The 25456-nt window shown below is 70.8% G+C and carries 20 protein-coding genes; 8 read left to right on the top strand and 12 right to left on the bottom strand.

The window, feature by feature from the left end:
- Positions 1–129 precede the first annotated feature (129 nt).
- Positions 130–618: a Mov34/MPN/PAD-1 family protein gene (locus tag F0U63_RS19045; protein WP_395847350.1), complete on the bottom strand. Its 489-nt coding sequence runs from the start codon at positions 616–618 to the stop codon at positions 130–132.
- A gap of 3 nt (positions 619–621) precedes the next feature.
- Positions 622–894, bottom strand: a complete 273-nt coding sequence (locus F0U63_RS19040; protein WP_395847349.1) for a MoaD/ThiS family protein — start codon at positions 892–894, stop codon at positions 622–624.
- 143 nt (positions 895–1037) lie between these two features.
- Between F0U63_RS19040 and F0U63_RS19035 the strand changes: the two genes are divergently transcribed.
- The 3 genes from F0U63_RS19035 to F0U63_RS19025 all read left to right on the top strand — a co-directional run bounded on the left by F0U63_RS19035 (position 1038) and on the right by F0U63_RS19025 (position 3507).
- Positions 1038–1400, top strand: a complete 363-nt coding sequence (locus F0U63_RS19035) for a hypothetical protein (RefSeq protein ID WP_395847348.1) — start codon at positions 1038–1040, stop codon at positions 1398–1400.
- 92 nt (positions 1401–1492) lie between these two features.
- Positions 1493–2773 (top strand): sensor histidine kinase, encoded by a 1281-nt coding sequence (locus F0U63_RS19030; protein WP_395847347.1) that lies wholly within the window; start codon positions 1493–1495, stop codon positions 2771–2773.
- The gene (locus F0U63_RS19025) at positions 2770–3507 is read left to right on the top strand and encodes a response regulator (protein WP_395847346.1); all 738 of its coding nucleotides are present in this window, start codon (positions 2770–2772) and stop codon (positions 3505–3507) included. Before F0U63_RS19030 ends, F0U63_RS19025 begins: the two co-directional genes overlap by 4 nt.
- A 32-nt stretch (positions 3508–3539) precedes the next feature.
- Here F0U63_RS19025 and F0U63_RS19020 read toward each other — a convergent pair whose 3' ends face one another.
- Positions 3540–5177, bottom strand: a complete 1638-nt coding sequence (locus F0U63_RS19020; protein WP_395847345.1) for a hypothetical protein — start codon at positions 5175–5177, stop codon at positions 3540–3542.
- A gap of 52 nt (positions 5178–5229) precedes the next feature.
- Complete coding sequence (locus F0U63_RS19015; RefSeq protein WP_395847344.1) at positions 5230–6378, bottom strand: AI-2E family transporter; 1149 nt, start codon at positions 6376–6378, stop codon at positions 5230–5232.
- 107 nt (positions 6379–6485) lie between these two features.
- On the opposite strand from F0U63_RS19015, the gene F0U63_RS19010 reads away from it, so the two are divergent.
- On the top strand, positions 6486–6974 hold the full coding sequence (locus F0U63_RS19010; protein WP_395847343.1) for a hypothetical protein: 489 nt from the start codon (positions 6486–6488) through the stop codon (positions 6972–6974).
- A 45-nt stretch (positions 6975–7019) separates the two neighbouring features.
- On the opposite strand, the gene F0U63_RS19005 is transcribed toward F0U63_RS19010, so the two are convergent.
- From F0U63_RS19005 to F0U63_RS18990, 4 genes are all read right to left on the bottom strand, one after another.
- Entirely contained in the window at positions 7020–7133 is a 114-nt protein-coding gene (locus tag F0U63_RS19005; protein ID WP_002623709.1) for a hypothetical protein, read from the bottom strand.
- Between the two features lie 40 nt (positions 7134–7173).
- Entirely contained in the window at positions 7174–8487 is a 1314-nt protein-coding gene (locus F0U63_RS19000; RefSeq protein ID WP_395847342.1) for a P1 family peptidase, read from the bottom strand.
- Positions 8488–8519: 32 nt separating this feature from the next.
- On the bottom strand, positions 8520–12587 hold the full coding sequence (locus F0U63_RS18995; RefSeq protein ID WP_395847341.1) for a PAS domain S-box protein: 4068 nt from the start codon (positions 12585–12587) through the stop codon (positions 8520–8522).
- A gap of 87 nt (positions 12588–12674) precedes the next feature.
- Positions 12675–13316 (bottom strand): TetR/AcrR family transcriptional regulator, encoded by a 642-nt coding sequence (locus tag F0U63_RS18990; protein ID WP_395847340.1) that lies wholly within the window; start codon positions 13314–13316, stop codon positions 12675–12677.
- 226 nt (positions 13317–13542) lie between these two features.
- On the opposite strand from F0U63_RS18990, the gene F0U63_RS18985 reads away from it, so the two are divergent.
- The gene (locus F0U63_RS18985; protein WP_395847339.1) at positions 13543–14976 is read left to right on the top strand and encodes a carotenoid oxygenase family protein; all 1434 of its coding nucleotides are present in this window, start codon (positions 13543–13545) and stop codon (positions 14974–14976) included.
- 53 nt (positions 14977–15029) lie between these two features.
- On the top strand, positions 15030–16217 hold the full coding sequence (locus F0U63_RS18980) for an acyl-CoA dehydrogenase family protein (protein WP_395847338.1): 1188 nt from the start codon (positions 15030–15032) through the stop codon (positions 16215–16217).
- A gap of 10 nt (positions 16218–16227) precedes the next feature.
- Here the strand turns inward: F0U63_RS18980 and F0U63_RS18975 are convergent, their stop codons facing one another.
- From F0U63_RS18975 to F0U63_RS18960, 4 genes are all read right to left on the bottom strand, one after another.
- Positions 16228–17490, bottom strand: a complete 1263-nt coding sequence (locus F0U63_RS18975; RefSeq protein ID WP_395847337.1) for a hypothetical protein — start codon at positions 17488–17490, stop codon at positions 16228–16230.
- Positions 17491–17597: 107 nt separating this feature from the next.
- Positions 17598–18068: an FBP domain-containing protein gene (locus F0U63_RS18970; protein ID WP_395847336.1), complete on the bottom strand. Its 471-nt coding sequence runs from the start codon at positions 18066–18068 to the stop codon at positions 17598–17600.
- A gap of 119 nt (positions 18069–18187) precedes the next feature.
- Positions 18188–18925 carry a 2OG-Fe dioxygenase family protein gene (locus tag F0U63_RS18965; RefSeq protein ID WP_395847335.1) on the bottom strand — a complete coding sequence of 246 codons (738 nt, stop codon included), beginning with the start codon at positions 18923–18925 and terminating at the stop codon, positions 18188–18190.
- A gap of 105 nt (positions 18926–19030) precedes the next feature.
- Positions 19031–19537, bottom strand: a complete 507-nt coding sequence (locus tag F0U63_RS18960) for an Hsp20/alpha crystallin family protein (RefSeq protein ID WP_395847334.1) — start codon at positions 19535–19537, stop codon at positions 19031–19033.
- A 440-nt stretch (positions 19538–19977) separates the two neighbouring features.
- On the opposite strand from F0U63_RS18960, the gene F0U63_RS18955 reads away from it, so the two are divergent.
- Positions 19978–23469 (top strand): squalene/phytoene synthase family protein, encoded by a 3492-nt coding sequence (locus F0U63_RS18955; protein ID WP_395847333.1) that lies wholly within the window; start codon positions 19978–19980, stop codon positions 23467–23469.
- Positions 23470–23486: 17 nt separating this feature from the next.
- Positions 23487–25448 (top strand): terpene cyclase/mutase family protein, encoded by a 1962-nt coding sequence (locus F0U63_RS18950; RefSeq protein ID WP_395847332.1) that lies wholly within the window; start codon positions 23487–23489, stop codon positions 25446–25448.
- Positions 25449–25456: the final 8 nt, after the last annotated feature.

Below are 25456 nucleotides of genomic sequence, written 5' to 3'. Positions count from 1 at the left end.
ACATTCGGAGCCCCCCAAGAGCGCGGCAGATCAAAAGTCCGGGGCGTTATAGACGAAAAACCGGTCGTTTGACAATTCGTGCCTACCTTTCCGCAGGTAGAGAGAACAACTGGACAAGCGCTCGTCTTCTCAGGGGATTTTCGTGGTGGCGAGCGGCCAGGAGCGAAAGCCCCCCGCCTCCCAGCGTGAGATTGACGCGGCCGTGACGCACCCCGCCCGCACCGCCATCACCAGATAGCCCACCCCCGGCAGCAGGGGCTGGCCGTCCGGAGCCGCCTGGCGCGCATCCTCGGGAGAAAATTCCGCCGGGCCGTCCACATGGGAGTGGAACACACACGCCACCACCTCTCCCCGCGCCTCGGCCTCCAGAAGGACGCCGAGCCACTCACGCGGCTCGAAAGCGTAGGCGGTCCGGGAGGTGCGAGGAAAGCGCACCGGATCCTCCTCATGGAGCGCGTCCTGGACATTGCGCAGGGGGCGGCACCGCCAGGGCCCCGTGCGCCCCGCGCGCAGCAGCACCCCACAGCCCTCGTGCGGCCAGGCGGACTCCAGGTGGCGGACGACGTCGCTCAGGTCGTCCGGCAGGAGCGCTCCGTCCTCGCCCTGGGCGGGGACCACGCCCTACCCGCCCGCCATGGCCGGAATGAGGGTGAGGCGGTCCGCGTCCGCCACCGGCGTGGCCAGCTCCTCCAGGAAGCGGATGTCCTCGTCGTTGAGGAACACGTTGACGTAGCGCCTCACCGCGCCCCGCTCATCGAGCACCCGCGCGCCCAGCTCCGGGTGGAGCCGGCCCAGGTGCTCGAGCACCTCGCCCACGGTGGCGCCGGGGACCTTCACTTCGCCCTGTCTTCCCGAGAGGCCGCGCCAGGCGGTGGGGATGCGGACCATGGCCATGGCCTCCGTCTCGCCCAACCCCCCCGCCGCCGTCAACCCCGCGCCCGGTGAAAAGCTGCCTGTCCCCAGCGCCCCATGCCTATGTTCCCGCCGCGCTCCGGCTCCCCGCCCGAGCCTCCACTCGCCGTCCTTCCCGAGGATCCATGAGACACGCGCTCATCCTGCTCGCCGCCGCCTGCCTCACCACCGGTTGCCCCAAGAAGACCGCCGAAGCCCCCACGCCCAAGGAGGAGACCACCTCCAGCGACGCGGCCCTGTCCGCCCGGGACTCGGGCACCCCGGCCGAGACGCCGGCCACGGATGGAGGCGCGAGGGCCGCCCAGGAGGCGTGCGTGGACCGCTGGCTCCAGGAGCACAAGCTGGACCGCTACGGCCACCCCGAGGGCACCATGTTCACGGGCGGCTCGCCCCTCTTCAACGAGGCCACCGGCGAGGCCACGGATCGTCTGGCGTACGTCTTCGCCCGTCAGCCCGACGCGCTCAAGGCCTGCCCCGCCACCCCGTGAGCCCACTCCGCCCTCCCCGCCTGGAGGGCGAGCAGCCTCGGTCGTCCGGAGGATTCCCGGAACCCGGCGCGTCTTCTAAGCTCGCCGGTCTGATGGAACCCGTCGTCGGCCTCGATCACACCACTCCCGAGTCGCACCGACGCGCCCGGGTGCGCGCGGTGCTCGAGCGGCGCAATCTCACGGACAATGTCTCCGCCGAGCAGGCCGCGGCCTCGTGGGAGCAGGAGCGCTTCGTCACCCGGGCCCGCGTCCTCTTCTACGCGCGGCTCATGTTCCTCACCCTGGGCCTGGCCATCCTCGCGGTGCCCCGCTGGTCCATCTACTTCGGACTGCTGGGCCCCCTGTCCTTCGCGGGCTACTTCGCGATGCTGCTCTACAGCGTCGCCAACTTCCTCGTCATCGACCATCCCAAGGCCGGCCGGTGGGTCACCTACGTCACGCTCTGCCTCGACGTGGTCATCATGGTCGTCGTGCTCGCCAAGCCCCAGGTGGGCGGCGGGTTCCAGAGCCCGCTGCTCGCCACCCAGCTGCTCTTCACCACCCTCTTCGCCCTCCTCTTCCCCAAGCCCCTGGCCATCGTCCCCTCGCTGCTCGCGCTGCCCGTCATCCTCCGGTTGGATCTGCTGCTCGACCGCGAGGTGTCCGCCATCGAGGTGCTCACCCTCTTCTGGTACCTGGGCCTCAACGTCATCATCATCTACGTGCTCTCCTACCTGAATGATCGCGAGACGGCCGCCCACCGCGAGGTGGTGGAGATGCAGTCGGATCTCAAGGAGATGGCGCTCGTCGAGGAGCGCAACCGGCTGGCTCGGGAAATCCACGACGGGCTGGGCGCCTCGCTCTCCTCGATGATCATCCAGACCGAGTACATCCTCGGGCTCGCCCAGGGCGGCCCCCTGCGCGCGGAGATCCAGGAGCTCAAGAGCAACGCCGAGGAGTCCATCGAGGAGCTGCGCCGCAGCCTGCAGATGATGCGCGAGGACTTCGAGCTGGCCCAGGGGCTCGAGGAGTACGTGAAGACGTTCCAGCAGCGCACCCAGCTCAACATCCGCTTCGAGCGCACCGGCCTGCCGCGCCAGCTCGCGCCCGACGCCCAGCTCGCCCTCTTCCGCATCCTCCAGGAATGCCTCACCAACGCCGCCAAGCACGCCGACCCCCAGCAGGTCGAGGTGCGCCTGGACTACGATCCCGAGCGCACCCACCTGTTCGTGCGCGATGACGGCAAGGGCTTCTCTCCCCAGCACACCCCCCGTGGACACTACGGCCTGCTCAACATGCACGAGCGGGCCATGAAGCTCGGGGCCACCCTCCTCGTGGACTCGGCGCCCGGCACCGGCACCCGCGTCTCCTTCTCCCTCCCCTCCCGCCCATGACCGAAGCGAGCACCGAGTCCCCCATCCGCGTTCTCGTCGTCGAGGACCAGAAGCTCATCCTCAAGAGCCAGCTCAAGCTGTTCGAGGGCCGCCAGGAGCTGGAGATCGTCGGCACGGCGCTGTCGGGCGAGGCCGCGCTCGAGGAGGTGCCCCGCTGTGAGCCCCACGTGCTGCTGCTGGACCTGGGCCTGCCGCGCATGAGCGGCATCGACGTCACGCGCCACGTCAAGGCGAACTGGCCCCAGGTGGAGATCCTCATCTTCACCATCTTCGAGGAGGAGGACAAAGTGCTCGAGGCGGTGAAGGCCGGTGCCTCGGGCTACCTGCTCAAGGGCACGCCCGTCGACAAGATCATCGAGGCCATCAAGGAGGTGCGCGCCGGAGGCTCCGTCATCCAGCCGAGCCTCGCGCGCCGCATGCTGCGCCACTTCCGCGTGAGCCCGGAGCCCGGGGCCCCCATGAGCCCTCCGTCCGCCCCGGCCCTCGCGCCCACCCCGCCCGCGTCCAAGCCGCCCGACGACGGGGGACCTCCGGTGAAGCCCCTGTCGGACCGGGAGAAGGAGATCCTCCAGCTCATCGCCAAGGGCGTGTCCAACAGCGAGGCGGCCCAGGTGCTCTCCATCTCCAAGGCCACCATCCGCACCCACCTGGAGCACATCTACCGCAAGCTCGAGGTCACCAACCGCACCGAGGCCGTCACCGAGGGCATCCGCAAGGGCATCATCTCGGTGTGACGCCCGGGCGGGGCCCGCCCGGGCGCGCGGGCTCACCAGGAGGCGGTGACTCCCGCGAGGACGCTCAGGTACGACTCCTGGGCCACGCCGCCCTCGGTCCACCCGCGCCGCGCCCCCTGCCCCGTGAAGCCGTCCTGGTAGCCCTCCACGTGCCCCCGCACGCTGTAGCCGAAGGGGCCCCACACGTCGCCGGCGACCCCCACCTCGGCCGACCAGCCGAGGCTCGACACCGCCGTGCCGTAGTCGCGCACCTCCGAGGGGTACGGGCCGTCGTCCCCGCCCCCCAGCAGCGAGCGCCCCGGCGACGGCAGGAAGAAGAAGCGCCCCGCGGCCTCCACGCGCACGAGCTTGAGCAGCGGCACCGAGACGTCCACCCCCACCGCCGGCGAGAAGCGGTGCACCACCGGCAGGGCCACGTTCAACGTCTCGTCCAGGCCGAACTCCCGGCCGAGCACGCCCAGCCGCACGCCGGCGTACCCCCACAGCGGCGCGTCCGCGCCCTCGCGGGCGAAGAAGTAGCGCCAGGCGAGCATGGCGCCATAGGCCGTGTCCGTGGCCGTCACCTCGCGCTGGGGCGTGGAGCCGGTGGGCGTGGTCACCACCACCGTCGTCGGCGCGAAGCTGCGTTGATAGGCCAGGGTGAGCCCCAGCCCCCGCAGGAGCGACGTGCGGTGCGTCAGGGGGAACACCTCCGCCTCGGCGGCGACGCCCGCGTAGGGCGCCTGGGCGGAGTAGTCGGCGGTGTCCCCCAGGCGCTGCTCGGGGGGCCGCGCGTCGAAGACGGCACAGGACTCGACGCCCGGCCGCGCGCAGTACGAGCGCCACGTCACCGCCGCGCCCACCAGCACCCGCACCCGGGGGGGATGCGCGCCCGGACGCTCGGGGACGTCCTTCACCTGCTCCTCGTCGGCGACACCACCCCCGCTGCCCGCCACGAAGGTGTGCGACTCGTCGTCCAGCTCCACCCACGCGAGCGCGGCGGAACGCCCGGCCTTGCCGGAAGCGGGGGCCTTGGGCGCCGCGGGCGCGCGCACGGGCGCGTCCTTGTCCTTCTTCACCACCGGAGCCGGGGCCGTCCCCTTCGCGGGCGGCTCGGGCGGCACCTCCCGGGGCGTCTCTCCCGGCTCGGCGCGGGCCTGGGGCTCGGAGCGGGACGGCGGCGGGGGCAGGGGCGGGAGCGGCGGCGGAGCCACTGGGGCCGGCGCCGGGGGCTCGGGCGCGGTGAGACGGGCCGTGGCCACCGCCTGGGCGAGCCGGGCCGCGTCCTTCGGTGCGAGCAACCCGCGCTTGAGCGGATAGCTCTCGGACCACACCACCTGGCCGTCCTGGTTCATCAACCGGACCTCGAGGTCGCGCCCCGCCGAGCCCGTGAGGACGGCGTCCACCCGGAGCTTGGGCGCCAGGCGCTTGATGGCCGCGGGAGTCACGGCCGCGGGGCCTTTCAACCCCTGCTTGCCCGCCGCCTGCGTCCAGGCCGTGGGGGGCGACACCTGCACCTTGCGCGTCTTGCGCAGGGCGGCCGTCACCTGCGCCCGGAGCTTGCCCTTGGGGTCCCCCTCGAGCGCGGAGACCGCCACGCGCGCGGCGAGCGCGACCTGGGAAGTGAGCAGCACGGCGGCCAGGCCCAGCACCGCGCTCCAGCGACACAGCCTGAGTCCTGAAACCTTCATGTGCCCGGCAGCCTCACCCACCGCGCGGGCCCTTGTCCAGGCTCGCGGTGCGTCAGACCTCGACCGCCGCGGGCGTGGGGCCCACCGAAGCGGCCGGCAGCGCGGGCGAGGTGCTGGTAACGGCCGTGGCGGGAGTCCCCGGCGGCGGCACCACCGGCGCGCGCAGCCCGAGGAAGTCGCGCCGGTAGATGCGCACCATGGCCATGAAGAGCGAGGCGATGAGCGGCCCCACCAGCAGCCCCATCATCCCGAACACCGCCAGGCCGCCGAAGATGGACAGGAAGACGAGCAGCGGGTGGAGCGCCATGCGCGAGCCGCACAGCCTCGGCCGGATGACGTTGTCGATGCTGCCCACCACGAAGGCGCCCCAGGACAGGAGGAAGATGCCCTCGTTCACCTTGCCCATCATCAGGAGCACCAGCCCGATGGGGCCCCACACGAGCGCCGTGCCGCCCACGGGCACCATGGCCACCACCACCATGGCCGCGCCCCACACCCCCGCGTGCGGCACCTTCACCAGCAACAGCCCCACCACCCCCAAGAGCCCCTGCACGAGCGAGGTGATGGTGTTGCCGTAGATGATGGCGTGCGCCACGTCGGTGAACTCCTTGGCGAACGCCTGGATGTAGCGCTTGTCCATGGGCACCAGCTGCGTGCCCTCCGTCCACAGCCGCCGGCCATCCAGGAAGAAGTAGTACATCGCCACGATCATCAGGAAGAGATCGACGATGAGCTCCGTGCCCGCGCCCAGCACGTTGGTGAGCACCGACACCCCGCTGGACATCGCCCCCGTGAGCGCCTCCTCGGTGCGCGTGCCGTGCAGGCCCAGCGCGTAGCGCCGCAACCCGCGCGGCAGCCCCGCCGCCATCCGCTCACGCACGTCCACATGGTCGAACACGTCCTGCGCGTGCTCCATCAGCTCGAGCACCTGGCGCACCACCAGCCAGCCCACCACCACCAGCGGCACCAGGATGAGCAGGAACACGGCCAGGGTGCTCAACCCCGCGCACACCGGGGGCGACAGCTTGAAGCGCATGCGCAGCAGTGCATCCTGCAGGGGCTGGAAGAGCACCACCAGGAAGCCCCCCAGCAACACCGGCATCAGGAACGGCAGCAGGATGCGCGAGAAGAGGATGATCGCCAGGACGAAGAGTCCGGCGAAGATAAGATTGGAACACCGCTTCGTATCGAACCCCGTCACCACCCCACCCCCACCCACATCGACTCCACCCGCCCAGGACACGACAAAACCTAGGAACCTCGTTTCCTCGCGGGAAGTCCATTCCCCCCTTTCGTGGGAGACAAGTCATGACTTCTGGACGGATCCCCTCGCCTGAACTCGCCGCCCTCCTCGTGTCCCTGGCCGTGGCGGGGTGTGGAGGCTCGTCACAAGGCTGCATCCAGTGCTCACCCGTCGACGGGCGCTATGCGCTGGAGTTCGGCACCGGGATGACACCCGGCACGTGCCAGGGGGTGACGGTGACGCTGCCTCAAGGACCCCTGGAGCTGACGCGCCAGGGCAGTGAGCTAACCGGCACCCTGGACGGATTGACGCTGCGCGGCACGCTCTACGAGTCCAACGACTTCAACCTGCTGGGCAGCAGCGTGGGGAGCATGGACGGGGGCACGGCGGGCCTCGAGTCGGAGAGCCTCACGGGGCGCTACGTCGCCGGGGTGGGGGACGGAGGCGTGGACCGGCTCATCGGGGACTGGCAGGGCAACTACTTCGCGAGCACCTCGACGGGGAGCACCCGGAGATGCTCGGTCACCCGCCCCTTCACGGCGACCCGCCAGTAGACACCGGCGGGCACGACACGCGCGGAGCGGGTCCGAGCCGCGGAACTACTTCTTGGCAGCGGCTTCCTTGGCGGCGGCCGCCTTGCGCTTGAGCTGGCGCTTCCACTTCTGGCGGATGATGTTCTGCACGCGGCGGTGCTTGCTCTTGCTACGGGCCATCTGGGTGACTCCTGGGTGAGGTAGGACAGACGAAAGCCGCCTACGTATCAGAACTCTTCTTGGAAGAGGAGTCCTCGATGTCCGGCTCCGGCGCCGGCCGGGTGGGATAGGGAATCCCCTCGGCGCCCCGGAGCTTGGCGTGCTCGGGCTTGTCCCCCTCGGCCGCCTTGCCCTTCACTCCGGGAGTGCCCGGCTGCTGGGCACGCTTCTTCACCGAGGAGAAGATGGGCTGGCAGGCGCTCACGAACCGGCGCACCTCGTCCAGGGGCAGCGCCGGCACGAAGTTGCCGTTGACGCCCGTCATCGACGTGGCCATGCACATGGCGTTGAGGATGGCCTCCTCCGTGGCCTCCATCACCGCCTCGTAGAGTGGATCCAAGCGCTGATCCAGGAGGATCTTCAGCTTGTAGACCATCTTCTGGGTGCGCCGGGGGATGATGTTGGCGGTGGAGAAGCCCACGACGATCTCCCCCGAGCCGTGCGCCGCGTAGCTGCCCACCCGGCCGATGCCCAGGCCCACGCGCTTGCACAGGCGGTTGAGCTGATTGGTGAGCAGGGGCGCGTCCGTGGCCACCACCGCGATGATGGAGCCGTAGTTCTGCGTGCGCCGGGGCATGTGCTTGAACTTCTCCGCGAGCAGCTCGCCCACGGGCAGCCCGCCCACGCGCAGGTTGTGCATCTTGCCGAAGTTGGACATGACGAGCACGCCCAGGGTGTAGCCGCCCAGGGACTCGGGCAGCTTGCGCGAGGAGGTGCCGATGCCGCCCTTGAAGTCGCACGTGAGCATGCCGGTGCCGCCGCCCACGTTGCCCTCCGCCACCGGGCCGTCCGAGGCCGTGCGGATGGCCTCGTAGACGTGCTCGCGCTTGACGTGCCGGCCGGAGATGTCGTTGAGGTAGCTGTCGTCGCACTCGCCGACGATGGGGATGATGACGTCGTGCTCGTCGCCGATGCCCGGGTTCTGCTCCACCATGTGGCGCGTCACCGCGTCGGACACCGCGCCCACGGCCATGGTGTTGGTGAGCAGGATGGGCGTCTCAACCAGCCCCCACTCCATGAGCTGCGTCATGCCGGACACCTCGCCGGCCCCGTTGAGCACGAAGCCCCCGCCCGTCATGCGCTCCATGAAGATGTCGCGCCGGTTGGGCAGGATGGCGGTGACGCCCGTGCGCACCGGCCCATGCCCCGGCCGCAGCGGCCCCTCGCCCTGGATGATGGTGCTGTGCCCGACGAGCACGCCCTCCACGTCGGTGATGGCGTTGTGCCGGCCGGGCTTGAAGCGGCCCAACGGGAGGCCCAACTCCCGGGCTCGCACGCGCTTCTCGGGGGTCTCTGACTCGGGAAGGTGGCCCATGGGGCGCCAACCTAGCCGAGGCGCCCCCCCGGTCAATTGTCCGGTGGGTGCGGCGCCTGTTTCCGTTCGATCATCTCCCGGATGCGCGCCGCCAGCACGTCCAGCGCGAAGGGCTTGGTGATCATCTCCATGCCGGGGGCGAGGAACCCGCCGCGCACCGACGCCCCCTCCGCGTAACCGGTGATGAACAACACCTGGAGCTCCGGCCGGCACTGGCGCGCCACCTCCGCCATCTGCCGCCCGTTCATCCCTCCGGGCAGGCCCACGTCCGTCACCAGCAGATCGATCCGCCCCTTGCCCTCGAGGATCGGCAGCGCCGAGCGCGCGTCCTTCGCCTCGAGGGCCGCGTAGCCCAGGTCCTCGAGGATCTCCAACACCAGCATGCGCACGGCGGGATCATCCTCGACCACGAGGACCGTCTCGCCTTCCTGGGCGCGCGGCAGGGGCATGAGCTCCGGCCTCGTCTCCCCCGCCTGGGCGCCCTCGCCGGCATGACGCGGCATGTAGAGCTTGATCGTCGTGCCTCGGCCCACCTCCGAGTAGATGCGGACGTGGCCGTCCACCTGCCGGGCGAAGCCGTAGATCATCGACAGGCCGAGCCCCGTGCCCTGGCCGATGGGTTTGGTGGTGAAGAAGGGCTCGAAGGCGCGGGCGATGACCTCCGGGGGCATGCCATGGCCCGTGTCGCTCACGCACATGACCACGAAGTCGCCGGGCTTGAGCCCCTCCACCCCGCGCGCATAGGCCTCGTCCAGCCGCGTGTTGCGCGTCTCCACCGTGAGCTTGCCGCCCTGGGGCATGGCGTCGCGGGCGTTGATGGCCAGGTTGAGCAGCGCGTTCTCGAACTGGTTGGCGTCCGTCCTGGCCGGCCACAGGGCGGGGTCGAGCATCGTCTTGAACGAGATGCTCTCGCCCAGGGTGCGGCGCAAGAGCTCCGCCATGGACAGGACGAGCGCGTTGATGTCCGTGGGCTTCACGTCGAGCGACTGGCGGCGGCCGAAGGCGAGCAGGCGCGCGGTGAGCGCGGCGGCCCGGCGCGCCGAGTTCATGGTGGCGTTGATGTACTTGTCCGTCTCCGCGTAGCGGCCCGCCTCGATGCGCCGCCGCAGCATCTCCATGGAGCCGATGATGCCGCCCAACAGGTTGTTGAAGTCGTGCGCGATGCCGCCGGTGAGCTGCCCCACCGCCTCCATCTTCTGGGACTGGCGCAGCTTGTCTTCCGTCTCGCGCAGGGTCTGCTCGTGCTGGAGCTGCCGGGTGATGTCCCGCGTCACCATGCCGAGGCCGAGCAGCCTTCCCTCCCCGTCGCGCGTGGCGAACACGTTGTACTCGACCGGGATGTCCACCCCGCTGGTGAGGTGGCGGAAGCGGCAGCGGCCCACCCACTTGCCCTCGCGCAGGGCCGTGGGCAGCACGGTGCCCTCGATGAGCGGCCGATCCTCGGGCGAGAAGAACTCGAGCACGGTGCGCACGCCCACCCCGCCCGGGCTGGAGAGGCCGACCATCCTCCGCCCGGAGGCGTTGACATAGAGGATGCGGCCCTGGGGCTCGGCGATGCCGATGAAGTCGGGAGACTGATCCAGCACGTCGAACAGCCGCTGCTGGAGCGCGGCGGTCTCGCGCTCGGCGGTGACGTCCCGGCCGATGGCATAGAAGACCTTGTCGTCGCCAGGCACCGCGGTCCAGGACAGGGAGCGGTAGGAACCGTCCACCCGCCGCAGGCGGTTCTCCATGCGGTGCACGCGCTCGCCCCGGCTCAGGCTCGCCACGATCTCCCACACGGCGGCATGGTCGTCCGGGTGGATGAGGTCCATGAAGTGGCTCATCAACAGCGTCTGCTCGTCCACCCCCAGCAGGCGGCTCCAGGCGGGATTGACGGACTTGAGGAACCCATCGGTGCCCATCACCCCCATCAGGTCATCCGAGTGATTCCAGATGCGATCCCGCTCGCGCGTGCGCTCCTCGACCCGCAGCTCCAGGCGCTTGTTGGCCTCGAGCAGGGCGCGCTCGGCGCGCTTGCGGTCCGTGTTGTCCAGGATGAAGAGGTAGACGCCCTGGACGTTGCCCCGCAAGTCCCGCCGGGGAAAGAAGCGCAGCTCCAGCTCGCGCGGACTGCGCCCCGGAATGAACAACGGCGCCTCGAAGGAGGTCACCTCTCCCGCGAGCGCGCGCCGGAAGTAGGGCTCGCGCAGCGCGAAGGCCTCCTCCCCCAGCAGCTCGAGCGCGGACTTGCCGATGATCCGCTCCAGGGGCCGGGCGAACCACTCCTCGTAGGTGCGGTTGACGAACCGGTAGACGAGGTCGCGATCGACGTAGCCGATCATCTCCGGCGCCTGATCCGTGATCTGCCGCAAGTCCTGCTCGCTCTCGCGCAGCCGCTGCTCGGCCTGGGCCCGCTCGATGGCCTCCCACGTGCGGACGGAGACCTCGCGGATGAAGCCCACGTCCGCCTCCTGCCAGGCGCGCGGCAGGCAGCTGTGCGCGTAGATGAAGCCGACGAGCCGCTCATTGCGCATGAGCGGCAGGCTGGTGAAGCCGCGCATGTCCAGGGCGCGGTAGTTGGGCAGTTCCGCGAGAGGGATCCACTCCGCCGTCTCGGCATCCGTCTCCACGAGGGACTGGCCGCGCCTCAACAGCTCCAGGGCGGAGCCGAAGACGGCGAAGGGATAGCCGCCCGCGATGCTCGCGACCTGCCCATTCGACCAGTCCTGCTCGACGGTGAGGGTCTCGGTGTCCAGATCGACCAGGGCGAAGCCCACCCGGGACAGCTCCAGCGTGCGGCCGATCAACTGCGCGCCCAGGGTGGCGATCTCACGCGTGCTGCTCAGGTTGCGCAGCTGATCGCTCAGCTCCAGCAGCGCGCGCTGGCGCAACTCCGTCCGCTTGCGCTCGGTGAGATCGATGACGATGCCCGGAAACCGCACGGGCCTGCCCTGCTCGTCCCGATAGATGCGTCCCCGGACCTGGATCCACCGCACCTCGCCCCCGGGCGTCACCCGGTACTCGCTCTCGAACTCGAGCTCCTTGTCGAGGCCACGCTGGATCTCCCGCCCCACCCGCTCCCGGTCCTCGGGGTAGATGCCGCCGAGGTAGGTCGTGAGCGGAGCCCCGGCGGCCGCCACCTCCGGCGCGACGGAGAAGAGCCGGGCGCAGCGGGCATCCTGGTAGAGCTTGTCGGCCAGGATGTCCCAGTCCCAGACGCCCACCGAACCGGACGCCTTCAGGGCGAGTTGCAGGCGCTCATCGCTCCGGCGCAACGCGGACTCGGCCTGCTCGAGCGCGGTGACATCCCGGCTGAGGAGCGCGTAGCCGGTGAGGCGGCCCGCCGCGTCGCGCAGGACGAAGGCGTTGCAGTCCACCGGGATGAGCGCGTGGGTGCCTTGGTGCTGGAGGTGGATCCGGCCCCGCCAGTGCCCCACGGCACGCTGCGTGGGCAGGATGACGTCCTGGAGGAAGCCGCGCTCCTCGGGCGGGAAGAAGTCCGCCAGGCCCATGGCGCGGATGTCCCCCTCCGGCAGGCCCACCATGCGTCGCCCGGCCTGGTTGATGAACAGCCCCCGGCCCTCCGCGTCGGCGAGGCACACGAAGTCGGTGGATTGCTCGGCCAGGAGGATGAAGCGCTCGCGCTCCTCCTCGAGCCGCTTCTGCGGGGTGCGGTCGCGCAGGATCTTCACGAAGCCGATGGGCGTGCCCCGCTCGTCCTTGAGCGGCATCATCTCGCCGCTCGCCCAGAACCGGGAGCCGTCCTCCCGCTGGTGCCAGCGCTCGTCGATGGCGCGGCCTCCCGCCAGCGCCTTGCCCATCTCCAGCTCCGGGATGCCCCGCGCCCGATCCTCCTCGGTGAAGAACACGGCGGCCGGCTCGCCGCGGATGCGCTCCTGCGTCCACCCGAGGATGCGCCGGGCGCCCTCGTTCCAGTGCGTGACCCGCCCCTGGAGATCCAAGGCGATCACCGCGAAGTCGATCGCGCTCTCCACGATCCGCCGGTAGCTCGCCTCCTGGGCCGCGTTGGGGTCGACTCCCCCCCGATGGAGCAACCCGCGCAGGCGCTCGACTTCCGCACGCAGGAGCCGCAGCTCATCGGGCTGGGGAGAACTCATCGAATGCTCGGCGCATGGGGGTGGAGCCAGAAGACATGCCCATTTGTCGCCGCACACGCAATGGAGAAATGGGCGGCGGAGGGCGCCTTACCCGGCCGGGGTGAGCGCCAGACCCCTCATCAACATCCGCGTCTGCTCCCGGGCCAGCACCTCGACCCCCATGCGCAACCCCGTGTGCTCCAACTGGCGGTCCACCCACAGGGAGGCCAGGCCGTGCACCAGGGACCAGCACGTGAGCGCGAGCGCGTGGGGCTCGCCCTCGCGCACCTCTCCGGCCCGCTGGGCCTCGAGGATGGCGTCCACCAGCAACTGGAACGAGTTGCCCGCCTCCTGGGTGTCGGAGGGCTCCAGGGGCCGGGTGAAGTGGGGACCGAACATCACCCGGAAGTGCGCGGCGTTCTCCACGGCGAAGAGGACATAGGCCACCCCACAGGCAATCAGGCGCTTTAGGGGCGTCGGCTCCCGGGCCATGTCCTGGCGCATGCGCGCCGCCATCGCGCGAAAGCCCTCCTCGGCCACCGCCGCCAGCAGCGCCTCCTTGTCCGCGAAGTGCCGGTAGGGCGCCGCGTGCGTCACCCCGGCCCGCCGGGCCACCTCCCGAAGGGACAGGGCGCCAAAGCCCTCCTTGGCGATGAGCTCCAGGGACGCGTCCAGCAGCGCCCGGCGCAGATCTCCATGGTGGTACTGCTCCTTGTCCGCCACCTTCTTCCGGGCACCCCGCACCGCCATGCCGTCTCCTCTCCCCAGGGCCCGCCGCGCTCGGGCGGCACGCCGGAGCACGGGGACGGGGGCCCTGCACCCTACATGTTTACACCGTCAGCACCAACGGAAGACTCCGCGCGGGCGCCCGTGGGGCAGCCGGGACGAGCCTTCCCGCCCTCCAGCCATGGGAACGGCATGATCGCGTCGGGGAGGGACGGGTTATGAGGAGGGACCCTCTCTCCCCGGAGACCCCATGACGAGTGCCGCCCCCGCCCTCCGTTCCGCCGAGCCCCCCGCCTGGCTCAAGGCCTACCGGGACCTGCCCCGCTCCCACGGCTTCGAGCCGATGCGCGTGGAGGGCCGGCTGCCCGAGGAGCTGAACGGGACCCTGGTGCGCGTGGGGCCGGTGACCTTCGGCGTGGGTGGGCAGCGCTACGGCCATTGGTTCGACGGGGATGGTGGCGTGCTGGCGGTGCGCTTCGCGGACGGCCAGGCCCAGGGCGCGGCGCGCACCATCGACACCCCGAGCATCCGCGCCGAGCGCGAGGCGGGCCAGGTGCTCTACGGCAACTATGGCACCCGCGCCCCCTCGCTGTGGCGGCGGCTGTTCGGCGGGGTGAAGAACGCAGCCAACACCTCCGCCATGGCGTGGAACGGACGGCTCTTCGCCCTGGTGGAGTCCACCCTGCCCACGGAGCTGTCGCTGGAGGACCTGAGCACCCTGGGGGAGACGGACCTCGGAGGCGTGGTGGGCCCCTCCTTCTCCGCCCACCCGCATGCCGTGGTGTCGCGGCGGGCGTCCTACAACTTCGGGGTGCGCCACGGGCGTGTCACCCAGCTCGACCTGTACGAGCTGCCCGACGCCGGCGCCGTGCGCCGCCTGGGAAGCGTGCCCTTGCCCGGCCCCACCCTGATCCACGACTTCATCGCCACCGACCAGCACCTGGTCTTCTTCGTGTCGCCGGTGCGCCTGCGCGTCTTCCGGATGATGCTGGGACTGGGCAGCGTGTCGGACAACCTCGAGTGGCGTCCGGAGCTGGGCACGGAAGTGCTCGTCGTCCCCATCGATGCGCCCTCGCGGGTGGCGCGCTTCCCGGCCGAGCCCTTCTATGCGTGGCACTTCGGCAACGCGTTCGAGGACGCCGGACGCCTCCAGGTGGACTACGTGCGCTATCCGGACTTCGGCACCAACCAGTGGCTGGCCGAGCAGCTCCACGGCTGGGCCCGCACGGACGCCCAGGGCCGGCTGCACCGGGCGACATTGGACGTGAAGGCCGGCACGTTCCACTCCGAGCAGGTCTCGGACCGGCGCTGCGAGTTTCCCGGTGCCACGCCGCTGCGGGCCGGGGCGCGCCACCGCTACACGTACCTGGCGGCGCACTCGGGCCCCGACACCTGGCGAGGACCCCAGGACGTGGTGGTGAAGGTGGACATGGAGACGGGCGCGGAGACGGTGGTGGCGCTGGGCGCCGGGCACCATCCCTCCGAGCCCCTCTTCGTCCCGCGCGCCGGGGGCTCGGCCGAGGACGACGGCTGGCTGCTGGTGCAGACCTACGATGCCACGAGCGATCGGACGTACGTGGCGGTGCTGGACGCGAAGGCGCCCGAGGCGGGAGCGGTGGCCCGGGCGTGGCTGGAGCACGCCTTCCCGCTCACCTTCCATGGCACCTGGGTGACGGCGCGCTGAGGCCGGACCCGGGCGCTGGCTCCGTCCGGGCCGCGCCCCGTAGACTTCCGGGCATGACGATTTCATCCCCGCCCGCCGTGAAGACCTCCTCCGAGCATCCCCTCCTGGCGGAGGCCCGGCGCCTGGCGCCCGAGCTGTCCGCCCGTTCCGAGGAGATCGAATCCGCCCGCCGGCTGCCCGCGGCGCTGGCGCGGGAGCTGGCCGATGCCGGGTTCTTCCGCATGGTGCTGCCCGAGGCCTATGGCGGCCTGGAGCTGCATCCCGCCCGGATCATCGAGATCGTGGAGGAGCTGTCCCGGGCGGATGGCTCAGTGGGCTGGAACGTGATGATCGGCGCGTGTACCGCGATGGTCGCCGCCTGGGTGCCCGAGTCCGCGGCACGTACCATCTTCAGCGCACCGGACGTCATCATCGGAGGCGTGGCCGCGCCGACGGGACGCGCCGAGCTCGTCGAGGGGGGCTACCGCCTCACGGGCCGCTGGTCCTGGGCGAGCGGGAGCCAGAACTGCCGCTGGCTGGTGGGGGGCGCGGTGGTGACGAAGGACGGAGCGCCCCGCATGGTGCGCGAGGGCATGCCCGAGATCCGCACGTTCTGCTTTCCCGCGTCGGACGCGACCCTGCACGACACCTGGAACGCCATGGGCCTGAGTGGCACGGGCAGCGGGGACATCTCGGTCCAGGACATCTTCGTGCCCGCCGAGCGCGCCTTCTCGCTCCTCACCGAGCGCCCGCGCCTCGACCGTCCCCTCTATGCCTTTCCCGCGATGGGGCTGTTGGGGGTGGCCCTGCCGGCGGTGGGGCTGGGCATCGCCCGCCGGGCGCTCGACGAGCTGGCGGCGCTGGCGCAGACCAAGAAGCTCATGCCAGCGGGGCGACTGCTGGCCACGCGCGGCGTGGTGCAGGTGTCCTTCGCGGAGGCCGAGGCCACGCTGCGCGCCGCGCGGGCCCTGCTGATGGAGACGGTGAACGCCACCTTCGAGGCGGGTGTGCGCCGCGAGCTGACGGTGCGCCACCGGGCGGAGCTGCGGCTGTCCTATGCCCATGCCATGCGCAGCGCGGCGCGCGTGGTGGATGCCATGTACGAGGCGGGCGGAGGCGTGTCGGTCCACCGCGCCTCCCCGCTGCAGCGCTGCATGCGCGACGTCCATGTGGCCACGCAGCACGCCATGGTGGGCTCGGTGGTCCTCGAGACCATTGGCGGCGTGCTGCTGGGGGTGGATCCGATCGCGCCCCTGCTGTGAGCCGTGGCCGCTACTGGAGCGCGGCCTGGATGGCGTCGCGCATGGACTTGCGGATGTTCAGCAGGCCCGTGTTGGGAAAGGGCGCGCCGGTGGCGGTGGCCGCCCCGATGACGGGGTAGAAGGGGTCGGCCTTCACGCCGGGCAGCTCATACACGTCCAGGTTGGCGGGCATGAGGTAGCGCGGCACCCGGCCCTCGGCGGGCGCGTCCTCGCCGAGGACGATCCACTGGTAGGTGCTCGTGCGGGTCATGTACGCGACGAAGGCCTGGGCGGCCTGCTCGCACGCACCGGTGCAGCGCTCGCCCAGGAAGAACGAGTCGGTGAAGAGCAGGGGTTGATTGCCCTGGCCCAGGGGCGCGGGGGAGATGCGCAGCGCGGCGCGGCTCTCCGCCGAGGGCAGCTTCTTGAGGATGCCGTGCAGCCGCTCGGAGAAGCCCAGGGTGGCGTCGGCGCGGCCCTCGGCGAGGAGCACATCGGGCACGTCGAGGTTCGCCTCGGCGTCGTACGTGCCGTCGATGCAGGGGTTGCCCTCGGTGGTGGCGCAGGCGCTGGCGAGCTTCTTCATGCCGGCGAGCACGTCCGCGTCGTAGTGCTCGGTGGTCACGGCGGACTGCACGTGGTCGGGGCCGTGGGTGTCCGTCCAGGCATCGAGGTAGAGCGAGGGCAGGTTCCAGCTCCCCAGGAAGTTGGCCGAGAGATCCATGGCGGGGGTGTTGAGCGCCGCGAGGGCCTGGACCAGCTCATCCACGGTGTGCGCGCGGCTCACGGCCTCGTCGCGGGAGATGATGTAGTGGGCGCATTGCCAGTGCGGCACGCCGTAGAGCTTGCCCTCGAACGTGGAGGCGGACACGCCCGCGCGGTGCCAGCGGGGGCCCTCGGGGAGCGCGGACCAGGGCCGCACGGCGCCAGTGCCCACGAGCTCGCCGAGCAGGGACGTGTCCACCTCGACGACGTCATAGGGGCACTCGCCTTCTCCCCGGAGCGAGCGCGCGAGCTCGGAGGGCTCATAGAGGTCATCCTTGAAGCAGGAGGGATTGACGTCCAGGTCCACCTCCGGGTGCTCGGCCTCGAACTCGGCCTCGATGCGCGCGGACAGGGCCTGGAACTTGTCCCCCGCGGCGTCGGGAATCCACGAGTAGAGCGGGACGCGCAGCACGACCCGCTCCTGCTCCGGCGGAACGGGCGTGACCGGAGGCTGGCCACCGCAGCCGAGCACGGGCCCCGCGACCACGCCCCACAGCACCATCCACTGCATGTTCTTCGTGACGTTCATGGAGTCTCTCCGACAGGCGATGCGACGGCCGTCGTTTACACCAGTCGCGTCGAACACGCGGTGGCGACTCCACGCCTCCGTTCACGAAGAAGAAGCCCTGGGCGGGCTCACTGCTCCGGCACGGACTCGATGCGCAACGCCTCGCGGGCGAAGCGCTGCATGCGCTCCATCAGCGGGGGGATGACGTCGCGGAAGTGACGGCCGGACAGGTCCGCCGCCGACTCCAGCTTCTCCTTGCAGCGCAGGTCCTGGCAGAGGTTGACGCCCACCCGGCGCTTCGAATTGACGTCCGTGGTGAGCAGCCCGATCTCGTTGGACGAGCCGTAGGAGTGGCACCAGTCGCACATCTGGGAGGGCGCGGGGCCGCCGTGCGAGTCGCGGCGGAAGGCGATGCCCATGGGCCGCTTGCCCTGCGGCGAGGGGCACACCAGGAAGACCCGGGTCCCCGCGGGCTCCACCCACGCGAAGTAGTCCCGCACGAAGAGCGGGAAGCGAATGTCCTTGGGAAGCTCGACCTTCTCCCGGTCACGGGGGCGGAAGGCCTGCAACAAGTCTTTCTCGGTCTCGATGAGGAACATGGTCGATCTCCTCACGGGGGCCTGGGCGCACCCGTGCACCGCCTACATAAGAGCATGGGCGTTGAGCCGCTCGTTTCTCGCGGAAGCGAGCGCTCGCCCGGCGCCTCGCTCCGGGGACGCTACGGCGTGGAGGGGCCCTGGAAGCCGTTGGCACGGAAGGTCAGCACCAGCGTGTCGCGGTGCCCCTGCCCGGCCAGGGGTTGAATGGGCGTGCTCTCGTGGATGACGCGCTCGTCGTCGAGCAGGAGCACCGACCAGGGCTCGGTCAGCGTGAAGCGGATGCCGTGGGGGCCATTGGCCTCGAACACCCGCGTCTCTCCGCCCTTGATGCCCTCGCGCCCGATGAGCAGCACGGCGACGAAGTCCACACCATCCCGATGCGCTCCCTCGGGTGTCGGCCGGCCAATGCCATCCGTCGTGTCGATGCGGAATTGGTGCGCCTCCACGAACCAGGGCCGCGCCCCCCGCAGCTCGGAGCAGTACGCGGCGAGCCGGCTCAACAGGCGCGGCCAGACGGGCTGCGCGACCACGGCCGGAGTCATCGGCTCGAACCAGCGCTCCAGCCCGCCGTGCAGCGCGTTGTATTCGACCGGCTGCCAGTGCGCGCGGTGGGGCACCTGGGTGACGGCCTCGCCCTCGACGACGAAACACGAATGCCGGCGCGAGCGATAGCGGCCCCCGTCGCGCAGGTAGGCGTCGGGCGGCAGCTCGTTCCAGGTCGGACGCAGGGCCTCGAGCGCGGCGGCCGGAGTCCCCACGTGTTCACACAATCCCGCCCGGTCGAGCACGGCATAACCAAGCTCACGCAGGGCGGAGGTGACGTGGGAAGGGGTGGTGACAGGCGGTGAGAGGCTCATGATGGAGGGGGCCCGGAGAGTGTCCGGGCTCTATCCACGAGCCGGGAAGAAGTCCAGCGGCGATGCCGGGAGGCGGGAAGCGTGCACCCGCCTCCCCTCGCGGCCTCACGCCTTCACCTGGCCCTTGTCCTTCGAGCCGCTGCTCACCTGGATGCGCTTGGGCTGCACCTCGGGCACCTTGGGCAGCCGCAGGTTGAGCACACCATCCTTCAAGTCCGCGATGCAGTGCTCCGCGTCCACCCCTTCCGGCAGGGTGAACGAACGGCTGAAGGAGCCGAAGCTGCGCTCATAGGCGTAGAAACGGTCGGATTCCTCCTTCTTCTCGTTCTCTCGCTTGCCGCTGATGGTGAGCCGGTCTCCGGTGAGGGAGATCTCCAGATCCTCGTCCCTGATGCCGGGAAGATCCGCCTTGAAGATGTACGAGTCCTTCGTCTCCTTCACCTCGAAGGCCGGGTTGAAGCTCCACGACCGGTCGGTCCCCAGCAGGCGCTCCACCTGGTCAAACGGATCGAATCCCATCAATTCCTTCATCTGCTCGAAGGGATCGGCCGTCCGGGGCCATCGGCCCAAGGACGAAGTTCCACTGCCTCGACGCACGGGAAGATCAGACATGACGTTTCTCCTTTCCGAACAGGGTCGCGCGACGCTGCGCCACGGCCCTCCCCTTTCACGGTAGAGCGTCGAGCGGTGCTGGCAAGGCGCGCCCACGCGGGGCCCCCGCCCTCCTGCTCCGCCCGGGGGCACACGGGCCAGCGGGGCTGACGCGGGAGTCAACGGACTGTGCGCGAAGAGCCCATGGAGACAGGCGTGTGTCACCACTCGGGTCCCCTCATTTCTCGGGAACTTGGACTGCTGTCGATAGCCTCGCGATCCATCACGCGGTTTGCTACAGGACGCGTCCTGGAGTCCTTTCGCCCGTCCAGGAGCCTGTCCATGAGGCCAGTCATGAGTGCGAGTGCCGGTTCGGCCGGGTCGGCATCCGCCATGGCTCGGGTCTCGGCTCCTGGTCTCTTGATGACGCCGCCACGCGCGGCATGGAACGGATTGCGACGATGAGATTCACACGAAAGCACTACGACGTGGCGGTCATCGGTGGAGGGCCCGCGGGGCTGGTCTCCGCCATCGCCTTCGCCCACCGGGGCGCGCGGGTGCTCGTGCTCGAGGCCAATCCGCAAGCGTGCCGGCGCTTCGCGGGCGAGTTCATCCACCCCCCGGGCGTGGGCGTGCTCGACTCGCTGCGCATCCGCCGCTCGGACTGGGCCCATGCGCGCACGAGCTTCGGCTTCAAGCTCTTCCCGGACGATGGCAGCGCGCCCATCGAGATGGCCTACCCCCAGGGCGTGGCGCTCACGTGTGCCCATGACACCCTGGTCGAAGGGCTGCGCGAGGAGGCGGCGGGCCTGGCGGGCGTGGAGCTGGTGACGTACGCGCGGCTGGCGGGCCTGCAAGGGCACGTGCTGCGCGTGGATGACCGGGAGCGGGGCGCCCAGGTGGAGGTCACCGCGGCTCGCATCATCGGGGCGGACGGGCGGGCGTCCGTGGTGCGCCGGCAGCTCGGCCTGGAGGAGAACAGCACGCTGCTCTCCTATATGGCCTCGGTGGAGCTGCGCGGACTGGAGCTGCCCTTCGAGGGCTTCGGGCACGTGATGCTCGGCGGTCCCGGGCCGGCGCTCCTCTACCGGATCGGCCCTGATCGGGTGCGGGGCTGCCTGGACGTGCCCCTGCGCTACGGCGCGGCCCAGCGCAACCCCACCTTCCTCTGGGATGCCTTCAGCCCGGTGTTGCCGCCCGCGCTGCTGCCCGCCTTCCGGCGCGCGCTCGCCGAGGGCCCCGTCACCTGGGCCGCCAACCGCTTCCGTCCGCGCTCGGAGTTCGGCCGGGGCCACGTCGCGCTCGTGGGCGACGCGCTCGGCCACGTGCACCCGATGACCGCCATCGGCCTGAGCATGGGCTTCCTCGACGCGCGCAGCGTGGCCGCGCACGAGGACCTCGAGCGCTACGCCGAGGAGCGCCGCGGCTACGTGCCGGAGCTGCTCGCCAGCGCGCTCTACCACTGCTTCCGGCGCGAGGATCCGAGCGCCACCGGCGTGCGCGAGGCCATGTTCGACGTGCTGCGCGAGAACGCCGAGGCACGCGGCCAGACGATGCGCATCCTCTGCGGCCAGGAGGAGCGCACGTCGAGCTTCGGCGGCATCTTCATGCGCATCGCCGCCGAGGCCATGAACAGCACGGCGCGCTCGGCGATGCGCCGCGGCGGGCTCAAGAGCGTGTCCACCGAGCTGGCCGCGTATGGCGAGTGGATGCAGTGGCCCGCCGCCAGCCTCGTGCCGGGTGGAGTGCATCAGCGCTACCGCGGACGTGGCACCCCGACCCACCCCATTCCCCTGCTCAAGGAGTTCATCCCCGTGCGGGACGTGCCCCGGAGCGAGTCGGAGGACGGTGAGTTCGCCGTGCGCCGCCAGGCCACGCCCCCGCCGCTCGCACCGGCCATGGAGCAGGCAACGGACTTCCTCCTCCGGGAGCTGGAGTCGTTCGCCACGCAGCTCAAGCAGCGGCCGGATGACGTGCTGCGCGCGGGGGCGATCCGCATCATGCGCGCCATCACCCGCACCGACATGCGCGCGGGCATCGCGGCGCGCATGAGCCTGTGGCGCCGCCACCTCGCGCACGAGGGCCTCCGGCGCCTGCTCGAACTCGACGGGCGCGAGGCTCCGGGCGCCCAGCCTCCCTCCATCGCCACGGCGGACCTCGCCGGACTCTTCCACCTGCTGCTGGGCGGCTCCACCTGGGTGCAGGAGCCCATCGTGGGCATCTCCGAGGGCGTGGACGTGCTGCTCGGGTGCCAGACGGTGGCCGGCGGCTTCGCGGCCCGTACCTTCGACAGGACGCGCGCGGGCAGCCGGGGCGTGGGGGATCTGCGCGCCACCGCCCTGGCCTGCGAGGCGTTGAAGATCATCCAGCGCCGGCAGCCCGGCATGTTCGACGCGCGCATCACCCCCGCGCTCGAGCGCGCGGCCCGCTGGCTGAGCGAGACGCAGTCGCCCGACGGCTCCTGGGCCCCCCTCGGCTCCGAGGGCCGCATCGCCGCCACGGCGTGGGCCATGGAGGCCCTGCTCGCCGCCAAGGGACCCACCACGCACTCCCGGCTGCGCCGCGCGGCGCGCTGGCTCGTCGAGCGGCAGGCGGAGGACGGTGCCTTCACGCAAGGCATTCCCGTCCAGGGTGACGCCGAGCGCCGGTGGCTCACGGCGATCGCGCTCCAGGCCCTGATCTCCGTGCGCGCCCCCTACCCCGAGGCGATGGAGGCCGCGGAGGCGCTGCTCGCGACGGCGCTCGCCGAGGGCCTCCACGACGAGGCGCGCGGCCCGTACCAGGTCGCGCCCTGGGAGGAGTGCGCGGAGAGCCTCGATGCGCTCGCGCTCCACGAGCTCCTGCGGCGCGAGCGGCCCGAGCCCCTGCGCCGCGCGGCCTCCGCCCCGTCGGTGCCCTCCGGCCGCTCCGAGGCGGATTGGATCTTCTGCAAGGAGAGCCTCGGTGAGGTGTCGCGCACCTTCGCGCGGCCCATCGCGCTGCTGCCCGGCAACCTCGAGGTGGCCATGACGCTGGGCTACCTGCTGTGCCGCGTCGCCGACACCATCGAGGACCACCCGTCCGTGCCGCTCGCGGCCAAGGAGCCGCTCTTCGCGTGCTTCCTGGACGTGCTGCGAGGCCACAAGGAGCCGGAGGCCTTCACCGAGGCGTTCAAGCCCATTCCGGGCCAGGACGCCGAGCTGGCCCTGTCGCGCGCCCTGCCCACCGTCATGCGCGTCTTCCACACGCTGCCGGAGAACATCCAGGCGAGCCTGGCGCGCTGGACATCGGAGATGGCGCGCGGCATGGCCATCTACGCCCACCGGGAGCGCGGCACCGACGGCCTCGTGGCGCTGCACACGGTGTCCGACCTGGAGCGCTACTGCTACTTCGTGGCGGGCACCGTGGGCCACCTGACGACGGAGCTGTTCCTGGAGGAGCTGGGCAGCGAGGTGACGCCGGAGCAGGCCCAGACGATGCGCCTGCACGCGGAGGCCTTCGGCACCGGGCTGCAGCTCGTCAACATCCTCAAGGACGTGACGGATGATCGCGAGGAGCGGGGCTGGTCCTTCATCCCCCGCGCCCTGTGCGCCGCGGGCGGCATGGGCGTGGCGGAGCTGACGGACCCCGCGCAGCGCACCCGGGCACATGCCACCGTCGCGCCGCTCTTCGAGCTCGCCCGGAGGAACCTCGACGACGGGCTGCGCTACGCGCTCGCCATCCCCGCCACCGCGCCCCAGCTGCGGCTCTTCTGCCTGCTGCCGCTGTGGATGGCGGCACGCTCGCTCGTGCTCGCCCGGGGCAATGACGCCATGTTCGTCGCGGGCCAGCCGGTGAAGATTCCCCGCACGGAGGTGGAGGCGCTCATCACCGACTGCATGAACCACCACGCCGATGACACCACCCTCCAGGCCCGCTACGCGGAGCTCTGGCGCCAGGCGCCCAACCACCACCAGCGCCTCTCGGCCGGGTAGCCCGAAGGAACACGCACATGCGCAACATGGCTCCTGATTCCAGTCCCGGCGCGCGGCGCACGGTCGACTCCGCCCTCTCCGCCGCCATGACCCACCTCTCGGGGCTGCTGTCCCCGGAGGGCTCGCTCAAGGGCGACTACGGCGGTCCCCTCTTCATGCTGCCCATGTACGTGGGCACCGCGCACGCCGTGGGGCTCGAGCTCGACGCCGCCACGCGCGAGGGCATGGTGCGCTACCTCAAGAGCGTGCAGAACAAGGACGGCGGCTTCGGCCTGCACGTGGAGGCGTCCAGCTACGTCTTCACCTCCACGCTCTGCTACGTGGCCCTGCGCCTGCTCGGCGTGAGCGCGGAGGACCCCGCCGCCACGTCCGCGCGCCAGTGGATCCTCGCGCACGGAGGCGCGCTCACCTCCGCGCCCTGGGGCAAGTTCTTCCTCTCGGTGCTCCGCCTGCACGAGTATGAGGGGTTGGATCCGCTCCTGCCCGAGCTGTGGCTGCTGCCCGAGGCGCTTCCCATGCACCCCTCGCGCTTCTGGTGCCACTGCCGCATGGTCTACCTGCCCATGAGCTGGCTCTACGGCAAGAAGGCGCGCATCCCCGACTCGCCCCTGCTCCAGCAGCTTCGCCGGGAGCTGTACACGACGCCCTACGAGCAGATCGACTGGCCGGCCCACCGCACGCGCGTGTCGCCCACCGACTCGCAGGTGCCGCGCTCGGCGCTCGTGCTCGCGGCCAACCATCTCATGGGCCTCTACGAGTCGCAGGCGTCCACGCGGCTGCGCGAGCGCGCCCTGTCCTTCGTGTTGGATCACATCCGCCAGGAGGACGAGAACACGCGCTACATCTGCATCGGCCCGGTGAACAAGCTCTTGCACGTGTTGGTGTGGCACTTCGAGCGTCCCGGCGGCGCCGAGCTGCGGGCCCACCTCGCCCAGCTCCCCGACTACCTGTGGAAGGGGCCGGACGGCGTGAAGATGAATGGCTACAACTCCTCGGAGCTCTGGGACACGGCGTTCGCCGTCCAGGCGGTGGTCGCCAGCGGCCGCATCCAGGAGAACCTGCCCTTCCTGCGCTCGGCCTTCGACTTCATCGACCGCAGCCAGGTGCGCGAGGACACGCCCAACGCCGAGCGCTACTACCGCCACCGCTCCAAGGGCGGCTGGCCCTTCTCCACGCGCGACCACGGCTGGCCCATCAGCGACTGCACCGCCGAGGGCCTCAAGGCGGCGCTCGCGCTCGAGCCCTTCGTCGACTCGCCCCTGTCCCAGGAGCGGCTCACGGACGCGGTGGACCTGATGCTGTCCATGCAGAACGAGGACGGCGGCTGGGCCACGTACGAGCTCACGCGCGGCCCCAAGTGGCTCGAGCTGCTCAACCCGTCCGACTGCTTCTCGGACATCATGATCGACCCGTCCTATGTCGAGTGCACCTCGTCCTGCATGCAGGCGCTGGCGCGCTTCCGGGAGCGCTTCCCGGGGGTGCGCGCGAAGGAGATCGACACGGCGATGAAGCGGGGCGCGCGCTACGTGGAGAAGGCGCAGCGGCCGGACGGCTCGTGGGAGGGAAGCTGGGGCATCTGCTTCACGTATGGGGCGTGGTTCGGCGTCTGGGGCCTCGTCGCCGCGGGGTTCTCGCCGAGCCATCCGGCCATCCAGCGTGCCTGCGACTTCCTGCTCTCCAAGCAGAACGCGGACGGGAGCTGGGGCGAGACGCCCGAGAGCTGCCGGCAGCGGCGCTACGTGCAGGCCGAGCAGGGCCAGGCGGTGATGACGTCATGGGCGGTGCTCGCGTTGAGCAAGGCGGGCCGGCGCGACTCACCCGAGGTCCAGCGCGCCCTGGGCTTCCTCGTGGGGCGGCAGCGTCCGGACGGCAGCTACCCCGAGGAGCACATCGCGGGGATGTTCAATAAGACGAGCGGCATCCACTACGATCACTACCTCGACGTGTTTCCGCTCTGGGCCCTGTCGCCAGTGCGGTAGACAGCGCG

It is taken from the genome of Cystobacter fuscus (assembly GCF_044360685.1).
GTDB classification, from domain to species: Bacteria; Myxococcota; Myxococcia; order Myxococcales; family Myxococcaceae; genus Cystobacter; species Cystobacter fuscus_C.
The sequence above is the reverse complement of the archived record's forward strand: the minus strand, read 5'-3'. Positions and strand labels throughout refer to the sequence as shown.